This window comes from Streptomyces sp. NPDC052225, from assembly GCF_040679615.1.
Taxonomy (GTDB): Bacteria; Actinomycetota; Actinomycetes; order Streptomycetales; family Streptomycetaceae; genus Streptomyces.
Genome location: NZ_JBFAVD010000004.1, coordinates 251,693 through 273,436 on the forward strand (window position 1 = coordinate 251,693; position 21,744 = coordinate 273,436).

The window sequence follows — 21,744 nt, forward strand, 5'->3', positions numbered from 1 at the left end:
CGTAATGGGATCGACCGGGTGCGGGGCAGGGGCGTCAGAACTTCGGTACCGGGGCCTGGGACTCGACCATTTCTGCTGCTTCCTCTTCCGTCTCCACCGACGGGGGCGAGCCCGCCAGGGGCTGCTGGGCCGTTTCCTTCATGCAGGCCACCGCGATGAGGCCGACCAGGGCCGCGGCCATCGCGTAGTACGCGGGCATCATGTCGGAGCCGGTGAGGCCGATCAGGGCCGTGATGACCAGCGGGGTCGTGCCGCCGAAGATCGAGGCCGAGAGGTTGTAGCCGACGGAGAGGGAGCCGTAGCGGACCTGGGTCGGGAAGAGGGCCGGGAGAGCCGCGGACATCGTGCCGAGCATGCACACCAGGGAGAGGCCGAGCATCAGCATGCCGAGCGAGACCGCCCACAGGGCGCCGTTCTTGACCAGGAGAAAGGCCGGGATCGACAGGACGAAGAAGCCGATCATGCCTGCCATCAGGAGCGGCTTGCGGCCGAAGCGGTCGGAGAGCTTGCCGATCTGGTTGATCAGGCACATCAGGATGATCATCGTCGCGATGAGGATCAGGAGGCCGTGGGTCTCCGAGTAGCCCATCTCGTCCGACAGGTACGTCGGCATGTAGGAGAGGAGCATGTAGTCGGTGATGTTGTACGCGCCGACGAGGCAGATGCACAGGATCAGCGTCGGCCAGTAGTCGCGGAAGATCTTGGCCAGGTCGCCCTTGGCCGTCGTCTCGACCGTGGAGGCCGCGTCCGTGGCCTTGTGGGACGACTCGTCCTCCAGCTTCTGGAAGGCGGGGGTCTCGTCCAGCCTGAGCCGGAGGTAGAGGCCGACGAGGCCGATCGGCCCGGCGACCAGGAACGGGATGCGCCAGCCCCACGACTCCATGCCGTCGCTGCCGAGAGCGGCGGTGAGGACGGTGACGAGGCCGGCGGCACCGACGTAACCGGCGAGCGTGCCGAACTCCAGGAAGCTGCCGAAGTAGCCGCGCCGCTTGTCGGGTGCGTACTCCGCGATGAAGGTGGACGCGCCGCCGTACTCGCCGCCCGTCGAGAAGCCCTGGATCAGGCGGAAGAGGATCAGCAGGACCGGGGCCCAGAAGCCGATCGTGGCGTAGGACGGGATCAGGCCGATGGCGAACGTGCCGATCGCCATCAGGATCATGGTCATCGCCAGGACCTTCTTGCGGCCGATCTTGTCACCCATCGGGCCGAAGACCATGCCGCCGATGGGCCGTACGAGGAACGAGACCGCGAAGGTGGCGAAGGACGAGATCAGCTGGACCGTGTCGTTCCCGGAAGGGAAGAAGACATGGCCGATCGTCACCGCCAGGTAGGAGTAGATGCCGAAGTCGAACCACTCCATGGCGTTGCCGAGCGAGGCCGCTTTCACCGCCCGCTTGACCGCCGCGTCATCGGTGACCGTGATGTCGGTACGGCGCAGCGGCGGGTTCTTGCGCCGGTTGACGGCGCGGAAGAGGGCGCGGTGACGCTTGACCGCCTCCGGGTCGGGCGCCGGCCCTTCCTCGGTGTCGGTGGTCATGGGGTGGATCCCTTCTCTGGACATGGAACTTATCCAGGGGATCACTTGCTCGCTGGTGGCGGTTGCAAACGAAAGTCCCCTTGAGAGGGGACTTTCGTCACAACGTGGGTACCCGGGCGGGTCGGCTCAGATGCCGAGGTCCTTGATGATCTTCGCCACGTGGCCGGCCGCGCGGACGTTGTAGAAGGCGTGCTCGACCTTGCCCTGCTCGTCGACGACGATCGTGGAGCGGATGACGCCCATGTACGTCTTGCCGTAGTTCTTCTTCTCGCCGAAGGCGCCGTACGCGTCGAGCGTCTTCTTGTCGGGGTCGCCGAGGAGGGTGACCTTGAGGTTCTCCTTCTCGCGGAACTTGGCGAGCTTCTCCGGCTTGTCGGGGGAGATGCCGATGACGTCGTAGCCGGCCTGGGCGAGGACGTCGAGGTTGTCGGTGAAGTCGCAGGCCTGCTTGGTGCAGCCCGGGGTGAGCGCGGCCGGGTAGAAGTAGACGATCGTCTTGCGGCCCTTGTGGTCGGCGAGGGAGACCTCGTTGCCGTCGGCGTCGGGCAGGGTGAAGGCCGGGGCGGTGTCGCCGGGCTGAAGTCGCTCGCTCATGTCGTCGCATCTCCTCGCGGGTGGGTGACTCCGGTCGAGCGTAATAGGGGTGCCGGGCGGTGGGGGACGCGGCGAGCTGACAGACTGTCCATCAGCTCCACAAGCTCCATCGGCTTCATCGGTTACACCAAGACAGTTACGCAGCGACCACGGAGGCAGCGCGGTGTCGGACACGTCGAGTACGTCGGATGCGCGGACGCCCGCGCAGATCGAGGCGGACATCAAGCGTCGCCGCGAGACCCTGGCCGAGACGCTCGACGAGATCGGGGTGCGGGTGCATCCCAAGACGATCGTCGGTGACGCCAAGGCCAAGCTCGTGTCGAACGTCGATCACACCCTGGGCCGGGCCTATGTCGGTGCGAACCGCTTCGTGTCCGACGTGAAGGGCCAGCTGGTCTCGGAGGACGGCGCCCCGCGCCTGGAGCGGATCGTGCCGGTGGCGCTCGTGCTCGTCGGTGTCGTCGGGCTGCTCGCGGTGGGTTCGCGTCGCCGCAAGGGCTGAGCGGGCGCCGGCCGAGGCGGACCCGGCGGAGTGCACCGGCGGGTGATGCAGGTATTTTCGTCGTGTGAGCGCCAATCTCGAGAAGTCCAGCACCCAGCACGACAAGTTGCCCATCCGGATGCTGCACGACCGTGTGCTCGTCCGGCAGGACGCTTCGGAGGGCGAGCGGCGCAGTGGCGGCGGCATTCTGATCCCCGCCACGGCGGCCGTCGGCAAGCGTCTGGCCTGGGCCGACGTCGTCGCCGTAGGGCAGAACGTGCGCGGCGTGGAGCCGGGTGACCGGGTCCTGTACGACCCGGAGGACCGGGCCGAGGTCGAGGTGCGGGGCGTGGCCTACGTGCTGATGCGGGAGCGGGATCTGCACGCGGTCGCCGCCGACCGTTTCGAGGGTACCGAGGACACGACGGGCCTGTATCTGTAGCGGCCTGTGCTGCGAATAAGGGGCTGGTGACCATCGTCACCAGCCCCTTTACGCGTTCTTTGCTACCTTTGAGTCACCCGACGAGACGCGCCGTACCGGGCAAGCAGTATCTGGCAAAGACGACGCACCCCCTGTTGAAGCAACTGACGGAGGTGCCTCTCATGGCCTGGATCCTGATCGTGATCGCCGGACTGCTCGAAGTCGCCTGGTCGATCGGCATGAAGTTCACGGACGGCTTCACGCGGCTGTGGCCGAGCGTGTTCACGGGCGCCGGGATCGTCGCGAGCATGATGCTGCTGTCGTACGCGGCGAAGACCCTGCCCATCGGTACGGCCTACGGCGTGTGGGTCGGCATCGGCGCGGCCGGTGCGGCCATCGTCGGCATGGTGGCGCTCGGGGAGCCGGCGTCGGCCATGCGGATCTTCTTCATCGCTCTGCTGCTGGTGGCGATCGTCGGCCTGAAGGTGACGTCAGGTCATTGAGGACGCCGTTGTCGCCGGTGTCCTCGCCGGTGCCGTCGGTGCCGCCGGTGTCGCCCGTGCCGCCGTCCGTCTGGGGTTCCCCGGTCTCCGAGGACTCGGCGGTCGGCGGTGCGGGCTCCTCGCCGGCCGTGTCCTCCTCGGAGGGCTCTTGGGTGGCCGACGGTTCGTCGGACGCGGGCGCCGACCGCTCCGGTGACGTCGGCGGGAGCGGCAACTCCTCGGCGCCGTCCTCGAGTTCGAGGTCGAAGTCGCGTACGGGCGTCCCCGCGAGGGCCTTCTTCGTGAACTGGGCCCAGATCTGCGCCGGGAATCCGCCGCCGTTGATCCGGGCGAGGCCCGTCGCCCCGTACAGGGACGTGTGTGCGCCGGTGTCGGGGTCCTGGCCCATCACCGCGACGACGGTGGCGAGGTCCGGGGTGTAGCCCGCGAACCAGGCCGCCTTGTCCTCCTCGGCGGTGCCGGTCTTGCCGGCGGCGGGGCGGCCCGCGGCCTGGGCGGCGGTGCCGGTGCCGCCCTCGACGACGGACTGGAGGATCGACGTCGTGGTGTCGGCGGCCTCGCGGCTGACCGAGCGGCGGGTCTCCCGCTCGGGGAGTTCGACGTCCGTGCCGTTCTTGGTGATGGATTCGAGGAGCGTGTACGCGCCGTGCTTGCCGTGGTTGGCGAGTGTCGCGTACGCGCCCGCCATGTCGAGGACGCTGGCGGTGGCCGGGCCGAGGGCGATCGACGGGGACGCGGTCAGGTCGGGGGTGTCGGACGGCAGGCCGAGGTCGATCGCCGTCTCCTTGACCCTGCCGGGGCCGACGTCGACGGCCATCTGCGCGTACACCGAGTTCACGGACTTGTCGGTGGCGGTGCGCACGGTGATCGGGCCGTACGAGACGTCGTCCTCGTTCTCGGGCGCGTAGTAGCCGCCGTCCCAGCCCTGCACGGGGCGCTTGTTGGTGCCGTCGTAGATGGTGTTCGGGGTGATGGCGCGGCCGTCCTGGGTCGTCGAGCCGTTCTCGACGGCGCCGGTGAAGACGAACGGCTTGAAGGTGGAGCCGACCTGGTAGTCGCGGCGGGTGGCGTTGTTGACGTACTGCTTCGTGTAGTCGATGCCGCCGTACATGGCGAGGACCTTGCCGTTGTCCGGGTCGACGGCGGCGCCGCCCGCGCGCACGGTGCGGTCGACCTTGCGGGCGTCCTTGTCGACCTTCGACATCAGCTGGTCGTCGACGGCGTCGACGAAGGCGTCCTGCTTCTTCTTCTGCAGGGTCGTGGTGATGCGGTAGCCGCCGGTGGCGAGGGTGTTCTCGTCGAGGATGTCGTTGGTGGTGATGTAGTCCTTGACGGCCTGGACGATGTAGCCGCGCTGCCCGGACATTCCGCTGGCCGCGTGTGCCTCCTCGTCCGGCACGGGGAACTTCATGGCGGCGCGGTCGGCGGCCGGCAGCCACTTCTCCTTGACCATGCCGTCCAGCACGTAGTTCCAACGGGCCACGGCCCGCCCCTTGTTCTCCGGGTGCGCGACGACGTCGTACGCGCTCGGGGCGTTCAACAGGGCGGCCAGGTAGGCGCCCTGAGCGGTCGTCAGGTTCTCCACGTCGGTGCTGTAGTACGCCTGGGCGGCGGCCTGGATGCCGTACGCGTTGCGGCCGAAGTAGCTGGTGTTGAGGTAGCCCTCCAGGATGTCGTCCTTGGACTCCTCGCGGTCGAGCTTGATGGAGATGAAGAACTCCTTCACCTTCCGCGAGACCGTCTGTTCCTGGCCCAGGTAGTAGTTCTTCACGTACTGCTGGGTGATCGTCGAGCCGGACTGCTTGCCCTTGCCGGTGACGGTGTTCCAGGCCGCGCGCAGCATCGCCTTCGGGTCGACGGCGGACTCGGAGTAGAAGTCGCGGTCCTCGGCGGCGAGGACGGCGTGCTGCACGGTCTTGGGGATCTGGGCGAGTTGGACGTTCTCGCGGTTGACCTCGCCGTCGCGGGCGATCTGGGTGCCGTCCGCGTACAGGTAGACGTTGCTCTGCTCGGTCGCCATCGCGTTGGCGGGCGGGATGTCCACGAGGGCGTAGCCGAGCGCGAACAGGCCGACGCACAGCAGGATGAAGCCGATGAACGTGCCGAGCACCATCCGCCACGTCGGGATCAGGCGCCGCCAGCCCTTGCGCCTGGGGCGCTTGGCCTTCTTCGGCTTCCCCGTGGGGGTCGGCGGCTGCTGTGGCTCGTCGCTGCTCATGTCCTGTGGAACTCCTGATTCGCGTCGTACGTCACGTACGCCTCGTATGACACATAAGACTGCTACATCACCGCGAAAATGCGTGGCAGGCGACGCCCTCGCTCCACTAGGCTCCTGCGCTTCGGTCCGAACCCGGGGAGGCGCAGGTGGGAGAGGTGCGGCTGTACGCGGCCGTCGCCGCCGGAGGGTTCCGGCGGTACGCGACGTACCGGGGGGCCACCCTCGCCGGCGTCTTCACCAACACCGTCTTCGGGCTGATCATCGCGTGCACGTACATCGCGCTGTGGGACGAGCGGCCACATCTCGGCGGGTACACGCAGGAGCAGGCGCTCACCTACGTGTGGATCGGGCAGGCCATGTTCGCCGTGATGGTGCTTCAGCTCGGCGGCGGTTTCGAGGCGGATCTGATGGACCGGATCCGCAGCGGGGACATCGCCGTCGACCTGTACCGGCCCGTCGACCTCCAGGCGTGGTGGCTGGCGCAGGACCTGGGACGGGCGGGCTTCCAGTTCCTGGGGCGCGGGGTCGTGCCGGTGTGTGTCGGGGCGCTGGTCTTCCAACTGGCGCTGCCCGCCGACCCGTTGCGATGGTTCGCCTTCCTGCTGACGCTGGTGTTCGGGGTGGCCGTTAGTTTCGCGCTGCGCTATCTCGTGGCGCTGTCCGCGTTCTGGCTGATGGACGGCAGCGGGGTCGTGCAGATGGCCGGGCTCGTGGCGAACTTCATGTCGGGGATGCTGCTGCCGCTGAACGTCTTCCCGGGCGCCTTCGGCGAGGTGGCCCGCGCGCTGCCGTGGTCGGCGCTGCTCCAGGTGCCCGCCGATGTGCTGATGGGGGAGCGGGGCGCGGCGGGGGCGCTGGCGTTCCAGGGGATGTGGGCGGTGGTGCTGCTCGGCGCGGGGCGGCTGTTGCAGCGGGCGGCTACGCGGCGGGTGGTGGTGCAGGGTGGCTGACCAGGGTGTGGGGAGCGTGCGGGCGTACCGCCTGATCGGCGGGATGTGGATCCGCTCCACGATGACGTACCGGGCGTCGTTCCTGATGACGACGTTCGGCAACTTCGCGGCCACCGGCCTGGAGTTCGCCGGGATCCTGCTGATGTTCACGCAGGTCGACCGGCTCGGCGGCTACGGGCTCGCCGAGATCGCCTTCCTGTACGGGGCGGCGGGCACGTCCTTCGGCCTCGCCGACCTGGCCTTCGGGTCGGTGGGGCGGCTCGGGCAGCGGGTGCGGGACGGCTCGCTCGACGCGTTCCTGGTGCGGCCCGTGCCGGTGCTCGCGCAGGTCGCGGCCGACCGGTTCGCGCTGCGCCGACTGGGGCGGCTCAGCCAGGGCGTGGTGGTCCTCGGCTGGGGGATCGCGTCGGTCGACGTGGCGTGGACGCCGCTGAAGGTGCTGCTCGTGCCGGTCCTCGTGGTCAGCGGGGCCGCCATCTTCACGGCCGTGTTCATCGCGGGGGCGGCCTTCCAGATCGTGGCGCAGGACGCGTCCGAGGTGCAGAACGCGGCGACGTTCGGCGGCAACGCCATGCTCAGCTATCCGCCCACGGTCTTCGGCGACACCCTGCTGCGCGGCGTCACGTTCGTCCTGCCGCTCGCCTTCGTGAACTGGCTGCCCGGCCTGTACATCCTGGGCCGCCCCTACCCGCTCGACCTGCCGCAGTGGGTCGCGTTCCTGCCGCCGCTGGTCGCGGCCGCCTGCCTGGCCCTCGCGCTGTCCGCCTGGCGGGCGGCGCTTCGTACGTACCGCAGCACGGGGAGTTGAGGCCACGTGTCCTTCGACAGCGATCAGTTCATCGTGCTCGACGGCGTCGAGAAGGTCTTCGACGTACGCCGTAAGACCGGCTTCATGCGGCGCGAGCGGAGGCAGGTGCGGGCCGTGGACTCGCTCAGCTTCACCGTGCCGCGCGGCGAGATGGTCGGCTACATCGGGCCGAACGGCGCCGGCAAGTCGACGACCATCAAGATGCTGACCGGCATCCTGACGCCGAGCGCGGGCCGGCTGCGGGTCGCGGGCATCGACCCGTCACGCGAGCGCGCCCGCCTCGCGCACCGCATCGGCGTCGTCTTCGGCCAGCGCACCACCCTGTGGTGGGACCTCCCGCTGATCGACTCGTATCAGCTGATGCGCCGCATGTACCGGATCGAGGACGGCCGCTACGAGGAGAATCTCGCCCGCTGCGTCGAACTCCTCGAACTGGGCGACCTGTTGGACACCCCCGTACGGCAGCTCTCGCTCGGGCAGCGGATGCGCGGCGACATCGCGGCGGCGCTGCTCCACGACCCCGAGGTGCTCTACCTGGACGAGCCGACGATCGGCCTCGACATCGTCTCCAAGGTCAAAGTCCGGGGATTCCTGCGGGACCTGAACGCCGAGCGCGGCACGACGATCCTGCTCACCACGCACGACCTCACCGACATCGAGCAGCTGTGCCGCCGCGTCATGGTCATCGACCACGGCCGCCTCATGTACGACGGTGAACTGGACGGGCTCCATCAGGCGGGCGGCGCCGCGGCGGAGCGCACGCTCGTCGTCGACCTGGAGCGCGAACTGCCACCGCTTGAGCTGGAGTTCGGCGAGGGGGTGCGGGTGGTCAAGGTGGAGGGGGCGCGGCAGTGGGTGGCGTTCCCCGCCGGGCGGTCGGCCGCGCCGCTCGTCGCGCGGATCGCCGAGCGATACCCGCTGGTCGACCTCTCCGTCCGGGAGCCGGACATCGAGTCCGTGATCGCGCGGATGTACGCGCGGGACACTTCCGTCGCGCCCTGACGCCCGTACGCTGAGTCGTATGACGGACGCATCCCTGCCCGAACCCACGCCCTCTGCCCCGGAGTTGAGGGCATCCGACGCCGACCGCGAGCAGGTCGCCGAGCGGTTGCGTGACGCGCTCGCCGAGGGGCGGCTCGACATGGAGGAGTTCGACGAGCGCCTCGAGGCGACGTACAAGGCGCGTACGTACGGGGAGTTGGCGCCGCTCACCCAAGACCTGCCGGGCGCCGGGGGAGCCGTCGCGCCGGTGAGTTTCGTGAAGGAGCCGGTGGCCGCGGACGGGGGCGTGCACTGGCCCGCGCGGATCGGCGGGGAGGCGACGTCGAGCGGGGCGTTCGCGTTCTGGAGCGGGTTCGGCCGCAAGGGGCGGTGGACGGTGGGGGAGCGGTTCACGGCGTTCGCGATGTGGGGCGGCGGGGAGATCGATCTGCGCGAGGCGAACTTCGCGGCGCGGGAGGTGGAGATCCGCTGCTTCACCATCATGGGCGGGATCCAGGTGAAGGTGCCGCCGGAACTCGACGTCACCGTACGGGGGTTCGGGATCATGGGCGGGGTCGACGACCGGGCGACGGGGGCGGGGACGCCGGGGTCGCCGCGGGTCGTCGTACGCGGGTACGCGCTGATGGGCGGGGTCGGGGTGGACCGGAAGCCGCCGCGGGAGGAGCGGCGGCGGATGAAGGAGGCGCGGCGGCGGGAGCGGCTTGAGGGGCGGGACTGACGGGGCGGCCGGCCGGGGCGGGGCTGTCGGGGCCTGGGCCGTTGGCGCCGCCTGATCGCGTGCGTGCCCGGCGCTGAGGTGCTGCGGTCCGGGCTGGTGGCGCCGCCGGAGGGAGTGTGCGCCGGGGCTGGGGTGGCGTGCTCTGGGCTGTAGGCGCCGCCTGATCGAGCGGGCACCCGGCGCTGGGGTGCCGCCTTGCCCACCCTGCCGCCCCAGGCGGCAGATTGCCCAAGGCGGGGGGTGCTGATGGCGGCGGGTGGGGTTGCCTCGGGTGGCAGGTTGCCCAAGGTGGCGGGGGTTGTTGATGGTGGTGGGTGGGGTTGCCTCGGGTGGCAGGTTGCCCAAGGCGCGGGGGCTGCTGGTGGTGGCAGGTTGCCCAAGGCGGGCGGGCGGCGGTAGTCGAGGCGGTGGGGCGGCTGTTCGCGACGGAGGGGGTGCCTCGGGCCGTGGAGGGCCCGAGGCGGTGGAGCGGGGTCGGCTACAGCTCCGCGCCGACCGAGCCCCTCAGGGTTGAGAGGTCGAAGGTCTTGGCCATGCGGTCGTAGCCCGCGTCGCTCGGGTGGAGGTGGTCGCCCGAGTCGTAGCGCGGGAGCAACTTGCGCGGGTTGTACGGGTCGCGGAGCGCCTTGTCGAAGTCGACGTAGGAGTCGTAGACCTTGCCCGAGCGGATCTGCTCGTTCACGCCCTGGCGGACCGTCTCCAGGTGCGGCTGGTACCCGCGGTGGCCCTGGAACGGCATGAGCGTCGCCCCGATGACCCGCAGGCCGCGCGCGTGCGCCTGCCGGACCAGCTCCCGCAGACCGTCCGCGATCTTGTTCGGGTCGGTCTGCTGCGGGTTGCGCAGGATGTCGTTGATCCCGAGGTCGATGACGACGGCCCGCACGCCGGAGCGGCTGAGCACGTCGCGGTCGAAGCGAGACAGGCCGCTCGGGTTGTTCGCGGGGCGCCCGTAGCCGTCGGACAGGACGCGGTTGCCGCTGATGCCCTGGTTCACGACGCCGTAGCGCGGGGCACCCGACTCGGTGCGCAGCCGCTCGGCGAGGACGTCCGGCCAGCGGTGGTTGGCCCCCATCGTGGAGGTGATGCCGTCGGTGAGCGAGTCGCCGAGGACGACGACCGTGCCCTGCGCCTCGTTGCTGAGCACGTCGACGGCGGTCAGGTAGCGCCAGTACGGGCTCTGCCCGGTGTACCGGGTGCCGGTCGGCTCCTCGACGAGGTCGCCGTTCGCGACGTACGACATCTGCCGGGCCTGCGGGTGGTACGTGACGGGTCCGGACGCGGTCGGCGAGTACGTGGTGACGAGCAGGTCCGCGTCGCCGGGCACCTGGAGGCGGACGGCGTCGCTGATGACCTGCGCGCCCGCCGGGATGACCACCGAGGTGTTGCCGGAGAAGGTCAGGCGGCGCACCGAGTCGGCCAGCGCGGTCGGGCTGTTGGGCGCCGAGGCGAGGGCGAGCGAGGCATGCGTGATGCTGAGGGGCTGCTGCCCGTACAGGTTGGAGAGGGTGATGCGGGCCGCGGCGCCGCCGATGCTGGTGTGCACGACGTTGCGGATGGAACGGCCGGCGAAACCATTCGTCTCCGTGCCGGGCTCGCCGCCGGCCGGGGAGGCGGACCAGGTGCCCGCCCAGGTTCCGGTGGAGGCGGGTGCGGCCGAGCTGCGGGGGTGCGCGCCGCCGGCCTGAACGGTGTCGTCGCCGCCGCGGAGCACGCCGGAGAACCCGACGTATATGGCGGCCGAGATCACTGCGGCGACCGCGACGAGCGCGGCCAACAAGGCATAACCGTGACGCTTGGTCATGCGGGGTGTGTCTCCTCGGGCAGGGGGAGCCCGAGGCTCCGATGTGATGAACCCATGATGCGGCATGGGGCAGGACCGTGGAACGAGGGGGCCGACACTGCCCCCCTCCGCCCATTCAGACGCCGGGAACTTGTGGTTCGTTCCGGGAGTAGGTCAGGAAGGGACAATGTGTGAGGGGAATGACAGATGCCGGGTGCACGGACGGACGGACGTGAGGGACGCAAGTCATGAGCGATCTGGATAAAAAGGGTGAAGCGGGCGTGGAGGAGTATGCCCGGCCGCCCGGTGACCAACCGCCCGCCGCCCCGACGCCCCCGGCCCGCCCCGCCCGCCGCTCCGTGACCGAGTTCACCGCCGCAGACGAGGAGAAGCGCCGCGGTGTGCGCCGGATGAAGCTGACGGCGACCGGCATGCTCGGCTTCGTCGCGCTCGTCTACGTACTGGCGACCTGGGCGGAGCACTCGGGCGCCGGCGCCTGGACCGGATACGTCGCCGCTGCCGCCGAGGCCGGCATGGTCGGCGCGCTCGCCGACTGGTTCGCGGTCACCGCCCTCTTCCGCCACCCCCTCGGCATCCCCATCCCGCACACCGCGATCATCCCGAAGAAGAAGGACCAACTGGGTGTCTCGCTGGGCGAGTTCGTCGGCGAGAACTTCCTGTCGGGCACGGTCGTACGGGACCGGCTGCGCGCCGTCGGCATCGGTTCCCGGCTCGGCGCCTGGCTCGCCGAGCCCGAGCACGCCGACCGCGTCACCGCCGAACTGGCGACCGCGCTCAGGGGCGCGCTGACGGTCCTGCGCGACTCCGACGTCCAGGCGGTCGTCGGCGAGGCCATCACGCGCCGCGCCGACAACGCCGAGATCGCGCCCGGCCTCGGCAAGATGCTGGAGAAGGTCGTCGCCGACGGCGGCCACAAGCGGGTCGTCGACCTGGTGTGCGCGCGGGCCCACGACTGGCTCGTCCTGCACTCGGACTCCGTCATGGACGCGGTGCAGGGCGGCGCCCCCGGCTGGACCCCCCGCTTCGTCGACAAGCGGGTCGGCGAGCGCGTCTACAAGGAACTGCTGCGCTTCGTCACCGAGATGCGCGACATGCCCGGGCACCCGGCGCGCGGCGCCGTCGACCGCTTCCTGCGCGACTTCGCCGGCGACCTCCAGTCCGACTCCGACACCCGGGCGCGCGTCGAGCGCTTGAAGTCCGAGGTGATCGGCCGCTCCGAGGTGCAGGACCTGATCGCGTCCACCTGGTCCGCGGTCCGCTCGATGATCGTGGCGGCCGCCGAGGACGAGCGCAGCGAACTGCGGCTGCGCGTAAGGGCGTCGCTGCTCTCGCTCGGGCGGCGGATGGCGTCCGACCCGAAGGTGCAGGCGAAGGTCGACGGCTGGGTGGAGGGCGCCGCGGTCTACGTCGTCACCACCTACCGCGCGGAGATCACGTCCCTCATCACGGACACCGTCGCGGGCTGGGACGCCGAGCACACGTCCCGCAAGATCGAGGCGCACATCGGCCGTGACCTCCAGTTCATCCGGATCAACGGCACGGTGGTCGGTTCGCTGGCGGGGCTGGTGATCTACGCGGTGTCGCGGCTGTTCGGGGCGTAGCCCCTGGTCGGCGGGGGACTCGACAGACCCGTTTTCCCTCAACGAGGAGGGGTCAATGTCCCAGAAGCACCAGACGCAACCCGTCCCCCGACCCGGCGGATCCACCGGCACGGTGACCACCGCCGTCCCCGCCCGCCTCGACCGTCTCCCCTGGTCGCGCTGGCACTGGATGGTGGTGATCGGCCTCGGCACCGTATGGATCCTCGACGGCCTCGAAGTCACCGTCGTCGGCAACATCGCGGGCCGCCTCTCCGAGGACGGCAGCGGCCTGCCCATCTCGTCCGCGCAGGTCACCGGCATCGCCGCCGCCCTGTACGTGGCGGGCGCCTGCGCCGGAGCGCTGTTCTTCGGCTGGCTCACCGACCGCTTCGGCCGCAAGAAGCTCTTCCTCCTCACCCTCGCCGTCTACCTGGCGGCGACAGCCCTCACCGCGCTCTCCTTCTCCACCTGGTGGTTCTTCGTCTTCCGCTTCTTCACCGGCTTCGGCATCGGCGGCGAGTACGCGGCCATCAACTCGGCCATCGACGAACTGATCCCGTCCCGCTTCCGCGGCCGCGTCGACCTGATCATCAACGGCAGCTTCTGGCTCGGCGCGATCGGCGGCTCGCTCCTGTCGATCGTGGCGCTCGACACGGACCTGTTCGCGAAGAACGTCGGCTGGCGCCTCACCTTCGCCCTCGGCGTGGTCCTCGGCCTGGTCATCCTCCTCGTACGCCGCAACGTCCCGGAGTCCCCGCGCTGGCTGTTCATCCACGGCCGCGGAGACGAGGCGGACGCGCTCGTCGAGGACGTCGAGAAGCGCGTACGGGACGAACGCGGCGGAGCCGAACTCCCGCCGCCCGCCGGGGAGATCACCATCCACCAGCGCAAGAGCATCGGCTTCGGCGAGATCGCGCGCACCGTCTTCCGCTCGTACCCGAAGCGCACGACGCTCGGCCTGTCCCTCTTCATCGGCCAGGCGTTCCTCTACAACGCGATCACCTTCGGCTTCGGCGCGATCCTCACCACGTTCTACGACGTGCCGACCGGCTCGACCGGCTACTACTTCGCGGTGATCGCGGCCGGCAACTTCATGGGCCCGCTGCTGCTCGGCAAGCTCTTCGACACGGTGGGCCGCCGGATCATGATCTCGTCGACGTATCTGCTCTCCGGGATCCTCCTCTTCGCCACGGCCTGGCTCTTCGACCGCGGTTCGCTGAGCGCGACGACGCTGACGGCCTGCTGGTGCGTGGTCCTCTTCTTCGCGTCGGCGGGCGCGTCCAGCGCGTACCTCACCGTCTCGGAGATCTTCCCGATGGAGACGCGCGCGATGGCCATCGCCTTCTTCTACGCCGTCGGCACGGCGGCCGGCGGCATCAGCGGCCCGCTGCTCTTCGCCGACCTCACCAAGAGCGGCAAGGTCGCGGACACGGTCCTCGCGTTCCAGGTCGGCGCCGGCCTGATGTGCGCGGCGGGCCTGGTCGCGGCGGTGTTCGCGGTGCGGGCCGAGCGCCGCTCCCTGGAGGACATCGCACAGCCGCTGTCGGCGGTACGTCCGCAGGCGGGAGCGGCCGTCTGACGTGGGCTCAACTCCCGTACGGGCGGCGCACCATGAACACGTCGACGGGGTCCTCGTCCTCGACGACGAACCCGCGCCGCTCGTACAGCCGCCGGGCCGCGCTGCCCTGGAGCACGTTGAGCCGGACCGGCATGCCCTCCCGGTCGCACCGCTCGAGCAGGGAATCGAGAACGGCGGTCCCGATGCCGCGCCCCTGGTGCTCGGGGGCGAGCAGGAAGTGCTCGAACCAGTAGCAGTCCGGGGCCCGGCGCAGCGCCACGGCCCCGGCGAGCTGCCCGGCCACCTCGATCACCCAGGTGTGCGCGGGCGTCCAGGCGTCCCGCAGCCGCTGCCGCACCCGGTGCTCGTCGAACCGCCCTAGCCGCAGCAGGTCGGGGCGCATGACGACGGCCCGTATCTCCACGACGGCGTCCACGTCGGCGGCCGTCGCGGGCCGCAGCATCCAATCCGCCACGGCATGGGGCCTAGACGGTCTTGCGATCGACGACGACGTACGAGGCTGCGGCGACGGCTCCGGCGACACCGAACACGGCCGGCCACGCCCCGACCTTCTTGGCGAGCGGGTGCGACCCCGCGAACGCGGCGACGTACGCCCCGGTGAGCGCGCCCGCGACCTTGCCGCCACGGGTCCGCGTCCACTGCGTCGCGGCGGCGGCCCCGGCGACGGCGAGAACGGCGCCGCCCAGCTGCCGCTTCTTCGTGAAACGAGCGGTGGCGTACCCGCCGACGAGGCCCGCTGCGGCGATGGGGGCACTGGGAATGCGGGCGATGCGGTCGATACGGGCGGCCATGGACCCCTCCGGGCAAGTCGGCAATTGTCGCGGTCCGACGCTACGCCCCCGCGCCGGCCGGGGCCGGGGCGGGGTGAGCGAGGCGGCGGCGGGGGCGGTCAGCCGAACTGGCCGGGCTGGTAGTCGCCCGCGGGCACCTGAAGAATGACATTCATGCGGTTGTACGTGTTGATCACGGCGATCAGACCCGTCAGCGCGAGGAGCTGCTCCTCGTCGTAGTACTTGGCGGCGTTCGCCCACGCCTCGTCGGTCACGCCACCGGCGGCGTCCGCGATCCGGGTGCCCTGCTCGGTCAGCTCGAGCGCTGCGCGCTCGGCGTCGGTGAACACCGTGGCCTCGCGCCAGGCGGCGACGAGGTGCAGCCGCTGAGCGGTCTCCCCGGCGTGCGCGGCGTCCTTGGTGTGCATGTCCGTGCAGAACCCGCACCCGTTGATCTGGCTCGCCCGGATCTTCACCAGCTCCTGCGTGGCGGCAGGCAGCGCGGAGTCGGCGATGACCTTGCCGGCGGAGTTGATGTGCTTGATGAGCTTGCCGGCGAGGGGGCTGGCGAAGGCGTTGAGTCGGGCTTCCATGTCAATCTCCTCAGTCACTGTCGTGCGCTGTCGTTTTCGTTGGCTACGTAGATGTGACGGAGCGCCGCGCCAAGATGTGACAGGCCTGAATGTGACCCGCGTCACGCAGTCCGGGACGGGTGTCAGGGCGGGCTGTCAGTGCGCGGCGATGACGAGCGCAAGCCCGACCACCGCGGGCACGGTCTGCACGAAAACGATCTTCCGGCTGGCGGTGGCGGCCCCGTACACACCGGCCACGGCGACGCACACCAGGAAGAACACCTTCGCCTGGAACCCCACGGGATCGGCCGCCACCGCACCCCACACAAGCCCCGCGGCGAGGAACCCGTTGTACAGCCCCTGATTCCCCGCGAGCGCCTTCGTCTCCGTGGCGAACTCGGGGGTGGTCCCAAAGGCGGCCCGCGCCCGGGGCCCGGTCCACAGGAACATCTCCAGAACCAGGATGTAGACGTGCAGGGCGGCGATGAGCAGCACCACGGTGGTAGCGATGATCGACATGGGCAACAGGGTCACACGGAGCGGGGCCTGCGGCGCGCTGACCGGTCGGAACGCGCGGGCCCGAAGAGGCCGACGTTCTCCTCGGCCCACTGCCTGAAGGGCCGGGCCGCGGAACCGGTGACCCGAGCCACCGTGTCGCGTACGGCCAGCACCTCGGCGTTCACCTCCCCGCCCATGACATCGAGCACCGCGTCCGCGGCCTCGCTCCCGAAGACCGCGGCCATCGAGGCGTGCGCCTCCTGCCGACTGACCTCGACGAAGGGCACGTCACGCCCCAGCGCCGCGGCGATGGCGGCGACCTGCTGCCGCGGGGTCACGGCCTCGGGCCCGGTCAACGCGTACGTGCGTCCCTCATGACCGGGCTCGGTCAGCGCCACCCGCGCCACGGCCGCGATGTCCGCGGGATGGATGGTGGGCAGCGCGACGTCGGCGTAGGGCGCATGGACCGCCTCACCAGCCCGGATCGACGCCGCCCACATCGCGGTGTTCGACGCGAACTGTGTAGGCCGCAGAATCGTCCAGGCCATCCCACTGCTCTTCAGCAGCGCTTCGACCTCCAAGTTCTCGACGGCCGGGCCGAGATGAGGATGGGTCTGGGCGGTGATCGACGACACCAGCACCACATGCTCGACCCCCGCCGTCCGAGCGGCGTCGAGAATGTCGCGGTCCGAGCCGAGCCGCGACACGAGAAACAGCGAACGCACCCCGTCCAGCGCCGACTTGACCGACTCCCCGCCCGCGAAGTCCCCCTCGACGGCCTCGACCCCCGCCGGAAACACGGCCCGCGCCGGCCGACGACTGAGACCGCGCAGCGGCCCGGCCCCGGCTGCGTGCAGTTCCCGTAGCAGCGCACTTCCTACATTCCCGGTGGCTCCGGTCACGAGAATCACGGGCATGCCCCTTACGTGTCGCGTGATCCCCGACCGTCGGCAGATCAACTCGTGAACACGCTAAGAACCCAACCGCACTTGAGGTCAAGACGGAGTCCTCGTCGGCGCAGAGCAGGAAGCCCCGTTGGTGCCGCTGTCCCGATGGCATGACTGTTCGCTTCAGCCGAAGTCGACCGACAAGTCAGTAGTGCGTGGGAGTTTCGTGCACGAGCGGCAGCAAAGGGGAAGCCGCTTGCCGACCAGAAACTCGTCTGGACCGAACGCATCTCTGGCCGTACTGGTCGGCGGACGGTCAGTCGGCTGCTCGTCCTCTGCTTTCCGCCCAGGTCAGCACGGCCGACTGGCCGAGGAGCGACTCCCCAGGTACGGCTCTCGACCGGCGTCGACTCGAAGCGATCGGTCTTCTGCGACGAGACGGACCCGGACACCTGCCCGGCGTTCCGGCTGCAGTGGAACTAGGCGTCGTCCGGCGGGGCACGGGCCAAGCGAAGGCCGACTCGCCCGCCAACAGCGCCCCGCGACTGTCACCCCTGCCGCCGACGCACCCTCCGTTCCACGCCTACGCACAGCAACCCAGCGACGACGAGAGCAGCCACAAAAAGTGCCCCTCGGGGGAGTTGCTGGTAGATGTCGTCGGGAATCAGCAGACCGCCGGCGACCCCTACGACGAGGGAAGCGACTGTGGTGCTCCCGGCTACGAGGATCATCCACCGTAGAAACTGGGACTGGCGCAGGTTGAGCAGGCGGCTCATAGGGTTCCTCTGCCTCACTTGGTGATGTAGTGGCACTGCGTCGCCCGCCTCTTTCCGCTCACGAAGAAGTCGGCACATGCCTTGCCGTAGTGCTTCAACGTCCGCTTCGTCTTGTCGACACGGCCGATCGAAGCGCCCCAGGTGCAAGAGGAGTGCAGAGGACCACGGCTGGTGAGGTAGGTGCGGCCGTTCGTGTCGGAGTAGCGCCAATCAATGCGCCAGTTGCACCACTTGAGCCCGCTGCTGTCGGCCCCGAGCGTGTCCTGCACGGAGGCTTCCTGCCGAGTGATCGAGCGGCCGCCACCCTTGATGAAGTGGCCGAGGGAGATGGTGGGCAGGCACACCTGCTGCCCTTGCGCCTCGAAACAGAATCCGGCGACCTTCGCGTACCCGACGGCGCTGGCGTCGGCGATCCCGGCCCCCGCAGCGAGGATCAGCACGGCGGCGGTTCCGGAGACGAGGATCTGGCGGGAGAGGTTGATGATCGGGGGTGCAACTCGCAGCATTTGTAGGTCCGTTCGCCGTGTCGAGTGTGTGACAACGACGGCATCCCCGAGCGAGGAGAATGCAAGCGGACAGTAGCGCTGTGGTGACACAAAGTAACTCGCCAGGGTGGTGAGGAACAGTTTCTGTCACGGATCAGCGACGGGTCATCCAGGCCCACCGCTGGGCTGCGGAGGTAGCACCTTTTCCGACCCCTGTTGCCGCAACTGAAGCTGGGGGCATCCAGTGAAGCGCCCACCGTCCCGCACCCGACTTTGACCCACGTCTGGCACCCCTCCGGCGCGGGCGCCGGACCTGCCGCCCCACCGGCCGGCTTCCCGGCAGCGGGACCGAACTCGGGCACCTGGAGGACCGCGCCCTCTCCTTCGCCTCACGGCCGACGCCCGTCTCCTCCAGCAGCCCGCTTTTCACGTTCGGCATCCGGTTAGCCGGGGGGCCTGGAAGTCGCCAAGGTGACTTCAGGGGTGGCGTATGTGCGGCGGTGCGCTGATGAAGCCGACCCAGGCCCGTGCGGATATGCGGAGTTGAGACCTGTCCGGGTCTTTGGAATCCCTTACGCGTACGAGTGCGCCACCAGGCGTGAAGGCGGCCTCTACGCACTCGGTGGTGTTCCCGCCGCTGTAGGACGACTTGAACCATCCTTGACGTGCGGTCGACCGCGTTCCTTCGGGCATCACAACTCCTTGCGAAGACGGTGGATCAGGGAGGAAGAGGCTTCCATGTCCAACGCTTGTGCGCGCAGGTAGTCGAACGCAAGGCGATAGCGGTCCAGTTCCTCGTCCTTCTCGAGGAAGAGGGACCCGGTGTGCAGATCGACGTACACGACATCGAGTGATGCTTCGATACCGCCGAGGATCACGAAGCTGCCGAGCGCCGCGCAGTGGGCTCCCTTGGCGAAGGGGAGGACCTGGAGCGTGATGTGCGGTAGTTCGTTGGCCTCAAGGAGCCGGTCGAGCTGGGCCTTCATGACGGCCGGCGATCCGACGACGCGCCGGAGCACCGATTCGTCGAGGATGGCCCACAGCCGTGGAGGCTTCGGGCGGTCGAGGATCTCCTGCCGCTTCATGCGGATGTCGACGAGTCGTTCGATCTCGGGAGCGGCGAGCCGCACTTCGTTGGCCTTCTGCAGGGCGGTGCTGTACTCACGGGTTTGCAGAAGCCCCGGGACGTAGACGCAGCAGAAGTGGTCCTCGCGCACCGCCTCGTCCTCGAGGGTCAGCAGAAGGTTCATGCTCTCCGGGATGGAGTCCGTGAACGAGCTCCACCAGCCCTGCTGCTTGGCGTCCTTGGCGAGACCGACAACTGCCGCGCGCTCACTGTCAGTTGCCCCGTACTCCCGGCAGAGCGCGTCGACCACGAGCCACTTCACGGGCCCGGCCTGGGTCTCGTACCGGCTGACGGTCGCCTTCGAGACGCCGACGAGAGTCCCGGCTTCCTCCAGAGTCAGCCCTTTGCGAGCGCGCAGCTTCCGCATCATCGCGCCGAGCTGGCGGCGACGGGTCGTGGTCCGGACGGACATGGGGTTCCTCCCCGTATGTGCCGGGGCCGTCCCCGGAGATCGCAATCAGGCTAGGCACGACGGGAGTTGCCGTACCACCGGATTCACTCGATGGATTCTGGTGAGAAGTTACACAGCGAGATTTCTCTGTGCCATGCTCGTGAGCGTACCGCTACGCAGCGCAGCCGTACGGATGCGGCGGGCGCAGCGCTGTGTGGCCTGGGAGGGAGTGCGGCCATGGCCGACTACGACGTCTCTTCTGAACTGCAACTCCGTTACGTCCTGCCGTTCGAGGCAGCCCCGCTCCAGATGCGGCGCCTGCGTCACGACGTCGCCGGCGTCCTCAAACGCTGGGCGATCGACCCGCTCGTAGAGGAGGCCCAGCTCGTCGTGACGGAACTCGCGACGAACGTGCTGCACCACGTGGGCGAAGGCGCCACGGCCACCCTGATCCTTGAGGTCCGCGACGGGCGCTTCCGGATCGAGGTCCACGACAAGAGCCTCGCGATCCCACTGGTGACGCGGGCGGGAGGCGGTGCGGAGTGCGGCCGGGGGCTCCACCTGATCGCCGCACTCGTGACGGAGTGGGGCACGCTGCTCACGGCGTCGGGAAAGTCGGTGTGGTGCGAACTGGCCTTGCCCGACGGGAAGTTCACGCCGGGGGTAAAGCGCGCGGGAGCTGTTCTCCGGGCCTACCAGGAACAGCGGGGCCGCCCGTTCCTGTTCGCGGTGAGGGCTCCGACTGGACTCGCGCAGCCCGCCGTTGAGCTAATCGCCGATTTGCTGCACTGGGCGGCGGCGCGGGGGTGCGACCCGGACGATCTGCTGGATCAGGCGGTGGTGCGGTATGAGGGGGATGCCGCGTGAGGGCCCAGGTTCGGGGGCTCGTGCGGTGGGCGCGGGGGGTGGTCCAACCGGAGTCCGGGCGTCGGCGCGCCCGAGATGGAGCGGTCATCCGCCGCAGGTCACCCGCACCTGCCTCTCTGTCGGCGGCGTCGAGGCCGAAGGGCTCGACCGTGCCCCTGCCGCTGCTCCGTTCTCCCTACGGCCTTGACTCCCCGATCAGAGGGGAAGAAACGGCGTTGGTGCGGCCCTTCCTCGCTGCGGTCGATGAACAGCAGCGGCGCGAGACGGAGGCGTACCGGCGTCTGTCTCTTGTCCTTGCCGCCGACTTCGGGATCGATCTGGATCAGCACTTGATCGGGGCGGTGGGCTGAGGCGTGGCGCTGGCAGGAGAGGCTGTGGGCGTTCGCCGTGTGATGCGGCGGGAGTCAGCCGATGGCGGACTTCGCTATCTCGGCTCGCAGGGCATCGGGAGTACGCCAGGATTCACCCGCGAAGCCCTTGTGGCACATGCGGTGACAGTTGGCGCACAGGAAGGCCAGGTCGTCGAGCCGGGTCTCTGTCCGACCGGATATGTGGAGGGGGAGTCTGTGGTGCACCTCGATGTATCCGCTGCCGAGCTGTCCATACGTCGCCTGGAAGTCGAATCCGCACACCTCGCACTGGATCGCCTGCCCGCGGCAGCGGGCTTGCTCGATCTTCTGGCGCCGCAGCCTCGGGTCGCGTTCCCGCTGGCGGACCAATCGCGGGATGAGCTCTCCCTCCCGGCCGACGACGTCCTCGTCACCGGAGTCGTTCTCATCGAGCGTGGGCAAGCTGTGCAGCTCTCCCGAGTCCATGCCTATGCGGATGGCTTCGGCGAGGTCTGCCATCTCGCCAGGGCGTGCCAGGAAATCGCCCACGACATCCCGGGTGGGCTTGCCGCCACGGGTGCGGGTGCCGGGATAGTCAGGGTGAGCCGTGGCGATGTCCGTGGTTTTCCGGCTGACGCTGTTCACCGACCGGAAGCGCGGGTCCTTTGCGGCGGCATCCCGATTGGTCGGCAGCGCCCGGAGCAGGCCGGACAGCTCGAAGACCCGCTCGTCGGTCTGTCGCAGCTCGCGCCAGTCGTTCTGCGCAACCAGGGCGCAGGCCAGCAACAGCTCGTCTCGGCTCCAAGGTGTTCTCGCCACGGGCGATATCGTACGGGTATTCGATGCCGTCG

The 21,744-nt window shown here is 69.5% G+C and carries 24 protein-coding genes and 1 riboswitch; of the genes, 11 read left to right on the forward strand and 13 right to left on the reverse strand.

All coding sequences use genetic code 11. The annotated features are described in order from the left end of the window. Positions 1 to 34 precede the first annotated feature (34 nt). Both proP and bcp read right to left on the reverse strand, forming a co-directional pair. Positions 35 to 1,537 (reverse strand): glycine betaine/L-proline transporter ProP, encoded by a 1,503-nt coding sequence (proP, locus tag AB0L37_RS08865; protein WP_365501868.1) that lies wholly within the window; start codon positions 1,535 to 1,537, stop codon positions 35 to 37. Positions 1,538 to 1,663: 126 nt separating this feature from the next. Further along, positions 1,664 to 2,131: a thioredoxin-dependent thiol peroxidase gene (bcp, locus tag AB0L37_RS08870; protein WP_365501870.1), complete on the reverse strand. Its 468-nt coding sequence runs from the start codon at positions 2,129 to 2,131 to the stop codon at positions 1,664 to 1,666. Between the two features lie 163 nt (positions 2,132 to 2,294). On the opposite strand from bcp, the gene AB0L37_RS08875 reads away from it, so the two are divergent. The 3 genes from AB0L37_RS08875 to sugE all read left to right on the forward strand — a co-directional run bounded on the left by AB0L37_RS08875 (position 2,295) and on the right by sugE (position 3,536). Beyond that, positions 2,295 to 2,633, forward strand: a complete 339-nt coding sequence (locus AB0L37_RS08875) for a DUF3618 domain-containing protein (RefSeq protein ID WP_365501872.1) — start codon at positions 2,295 to 2,297, stop codon at positions 2,631 to 2,633. Positions 2,634 to 2,751: 118 nt separating this feature from the next. Next, positions 2,752 to 3,054, forward strand: coding sequence for a co-chaperone GroES (locus tag AB0L37_RS08880; protein WP_365502115.1), 303 nt, complete (start codon positions 2,752 to 2,754; stop codon positions 3,052 to 3,054). Positions 3,055 to 3,110: 56 nt separating this feature from the next. Next, positions 3,111 to 3,183, forward strand: a riboswitch (guanidine-III (ykkC-III) riboswitch). Between the two features lie 32 nt (positions 3,184 to 3,215). Then, on the forward strand, positions 3,216 to 3,536 hold the full coding sequence (sugE, locus tag AB0L37_RS08885; RefSeq protein WP_365501874.1) for a quaternary ammonium compound efflux SMR transporter SugE: 321 nt from the start codon (positions 3,216 to 3,218) through the stop codon (positions 3,534 to 3,536). Here the strand turns inward: sugE and AB0L37_RS08890 are convergent. Further along, positions 3,481 to 5,754 carry a transglycosylase domain-containing protein gene (locus tag AB0L37_RS08890; RefSeq protein WP_365501876.1) on the reverse strand — a complete coding sequence of 758 codons (2,274 nt, stop codon included), beginning with the start codon at positions 5,752 to 5,754 and terminating at the stop codon, positions 3,481 to 3,483. The genes sugE and AB0L37_RS08890 overlap by 56 nt on opposite strands. A gap of 155 nt (positions 5,755 to 5,909) precedes the next feature. Here AB0L37_RS08890 and AB0L37_RS08895 point away from each other — a divergent pair, with 155 nt between their 5' ends. From AB0L37_RS08895 to AB0L37_RS08910, 4 genes are all read left to right on the forward strand, one after another. Continuing rightward, positions 5,910 to 6,704, forward strand: coding sequence for an ABC-2 family transporter protein (locus AB0L37_RS08895; RefSeq protein ID WP_365502117.1), 795 nt, complete (start codon positions 5,910 to 5,912; stop codon positions 6,702 to 6,704). Positions 6,705 to 6,747: 43 nt separating this feature from the next. Next, positions 6,748 to 7,512, forward strand: a complete 765-nt coding sequence (locus AB0L37_RS08900) for an ABC transporter permease (protein WP_365502119.1) — start codon at positions 6,748 to 6,750, stop codon at positions 7,510 to 7,512. Positions 7,513 to 7,596: 84 nt separating this feature from the next. Beyond that, entirely contained in the window at positions 7,597 to 8,514 is a 918-nt protein-coding gene (locus AB0L37_RS08905; protein WP_365502121.1) for an ATP-binding cassette domain-containing protein, read from the forward strand. A 19-nt stretch (positions 8,515 to 8,533) separates the two neighbouring features. Then, positions 8,534 to 9,232 (forward strand): DUF1707 domain-containing protein, encoded by a 699-nt coding sequence (locus AB0L37_RS08910; RefSeq protein ID WP_365501878.1) that lies wholly within the window; start codon positions 8,534 to 8,536, stop codon positions 9,230 to 9,232. Between the two features lie 478 nt (positions 9,233 to 9,710). Here AB0L37_RS08910 and AB0L37_RS08915 read toward each other — a convergent pair whose 3' ends face one another. Next, entirely contained in the window at positions 9,711 to 11,033 is a 1,323-nt protein-coding gene (locus AB0L37_RS08915) for an SGNH/GDSL hydrolase family protein (RefSeq protein WP_365501880.1), read from the reverse strand. A 227-nt stretch (positions 11,034 to 11,260) separates the two neighbouring features. On the opposite strand from AB0L37_RS08915, the gene AB0L37_RS08920 reads away from it, so the two are divergent. Then, positions 11,261 to 12,634 (forward strand): DUF445 domain-containing protein, encoded by a 1,374-nt coding sequence (locus AB0L37_RS08920; protein ID WP_365501882.1) that lies wholly within the window; start codon positions 11,261 to 11,263, stop codon positions 12,632 to 12,634. Positions 12,635 to 12,689: 55 nt separating this feature from the next. Then, on the forward strand, positions 12,690 to 14,192 hold the full coding sequence (locus AB0L37_RS08925; RefSeq protein ID WP_365501884.1) for an MFS transporter: 1,503 nt from the start codon (positions 12,690 to 12,692) through the stop codon (positions 14,190 to 14,192). 7 nt (positions 14,193 to 14,199) lie between these two features. On the opposite strand, the gene AB0L37_RS08930 is transcribed toward AB0L37_RS08925, so the two are convergent. The 8 genes from AB0L37_RS08930 to AB0L37_RS08965 form a co-directional block, all read right to left on the reverse strand. Beyond that, entirely contained in the window at positions 14,200 to 14,646 is a 447-nt protein-coding gene (locus AB0L37_RS08930; protein WP_365501886.1) for a GNAT family N-acetyltransferase, read from the reverse strand. 10 nt (positions 14,647 to 14,656) lie between these two features. After that, on the reverse strand, positions 14,657 to 14,962 hold the full coding sequence (locus tag AB0L37_RS08935) for a hypothetical protein (RefSeq protein ID WP_365502123.1): 306 nt from the start codon (positions 14,960 to 14,962) through the stop codon (positions 14,657 to 14,659). Between the two features lie 119 nt (positions 14,963 to 15,081). Then, positions 15,082 to 15,555 (reverse strand): carboxymuconolactone decarboxylase family protein, encoded by a 474-nt coding sequence (locus tag AB0L37_RS08940; RefSeq protein ID WP_365501888.1) that lies wholly within the window; start codon positions 15,553 to 15,555, stop codon positions 15,082 to 15,084. A 135-nt stretch (positions 15,556 to 15,690) separates the two neighbouring features. Next, positions 15,691 to 16,053 (reverse strand): DUF1304 domain-containing protein, encoded by a 363-nt coding sequence (locus AB0L37_RS08945; RefSeq protein WP_365501890.1) that lies wholly within the window; start codon positions 16,051 to 16,053, stop codon positions 15,691 to 15,693. 11 nt (positions 16,054 to 16,064) lie between these two features. Further along, the gene (locus AB0L37_RS08950; protein WP_365501892.1) at positions 16,065 to 16,943 is read right to left on the reverse strand and encodes an NAD(P)H-binding protein; all 879 of its coding nucleotides are present in this window, start codon (positions 16,941 to 16,943) and stop codon (positions 16,065 to 16,067) included. A gap of 766 nt (positions 16,944 to 17,709) precedes the next feature. Then, positions 17,710 to 18,201 (reverse strand): hypothetical protein, encoded by a 492-nt coding sequence (locus tag AB0L37_RS08955; RefSeq protein WP_365501894.1) that lies wholly within the window; start codon positions 18,199 to 18,201, stop codon positions 17,710 to 17,712. Positions 18,202 to 18,657: 456 nt separating this feature from the next. Next, on the reverse strand, positions 18,658 to 18,873 hold the full coding sequence (locus AB0L37_RS08960; RefSeq protein WP_365501896.1) for a DUF397 domain-containing protein: 216 nt from the start codon (positions 18,871 to 18,873) through the stop codon (positions 18,658 to 18,660). Then, a complete protein-coding gene (locus AB0L37_RS08965) occupies positions 18,873 to 19,718 on the reverse strand; it encodes a helix-turn-helix transcriptional regulator (RefSeq protein ID WP_365501898.1) in 846 nt (281 codons plus the stop codon). The genes AB0L37_RS08960 and AB0L37_RS08965 overlap by 1 nt, the downstream gene beginning before the upstream one ends. A 216-nt stretch (positions 19,719 to 19,934) precedes the next feature. On the opposite strand from AB0L37_RS08965, the gene AB0L37_RS08970 reads away from it, so the two are divergent. Together AB0L37_RS08970 and AB0L37_RS08975 are read left to right on the forward strand one after the other, a co-directional pair. Further along, positions 19,935 to 20,564 carry an ATP-binding protein gene (locus AB0L37_RS08970; RefSeq protein ID WP_365501900.1) on the forward strand — a complete coding sequence of 210 codons (630 nt, stop codon included), beginning with the start codon at positions 19,935 to 19,937 and terminating at the stop codon, positions 20,562 to 20,564. 149 nt (positions 20,565 to 20,713) lie between these two features. Then, complete coding sequence (locus tag AB0L37_RS08975; RefSeq protein WP_365501902.1) at positions 20,714 to 20,914, forward strand: hypothetical protein; 201 nt, start codon at positions 20,714 to 20,716, stop codon at positions 20,912 to 20,914. Between the two features lie 54 nt (positions 20,915 to 20,968). On the opposite strand, the gene AB0L37_RS08980 is transcribed toward AB0L37_RS08975, so the two are convergent. Beyond that, entirely contained in the window at positions 20,969 to 21,712 is a 744-nt protein-coding gene (locus AB0L37_RS08980) for an HNH endonuclease (protein WP_365501904.1), read from the reverse strand. Positions 21,713 to 21,744: the final 32 nt, after the last annotated feature.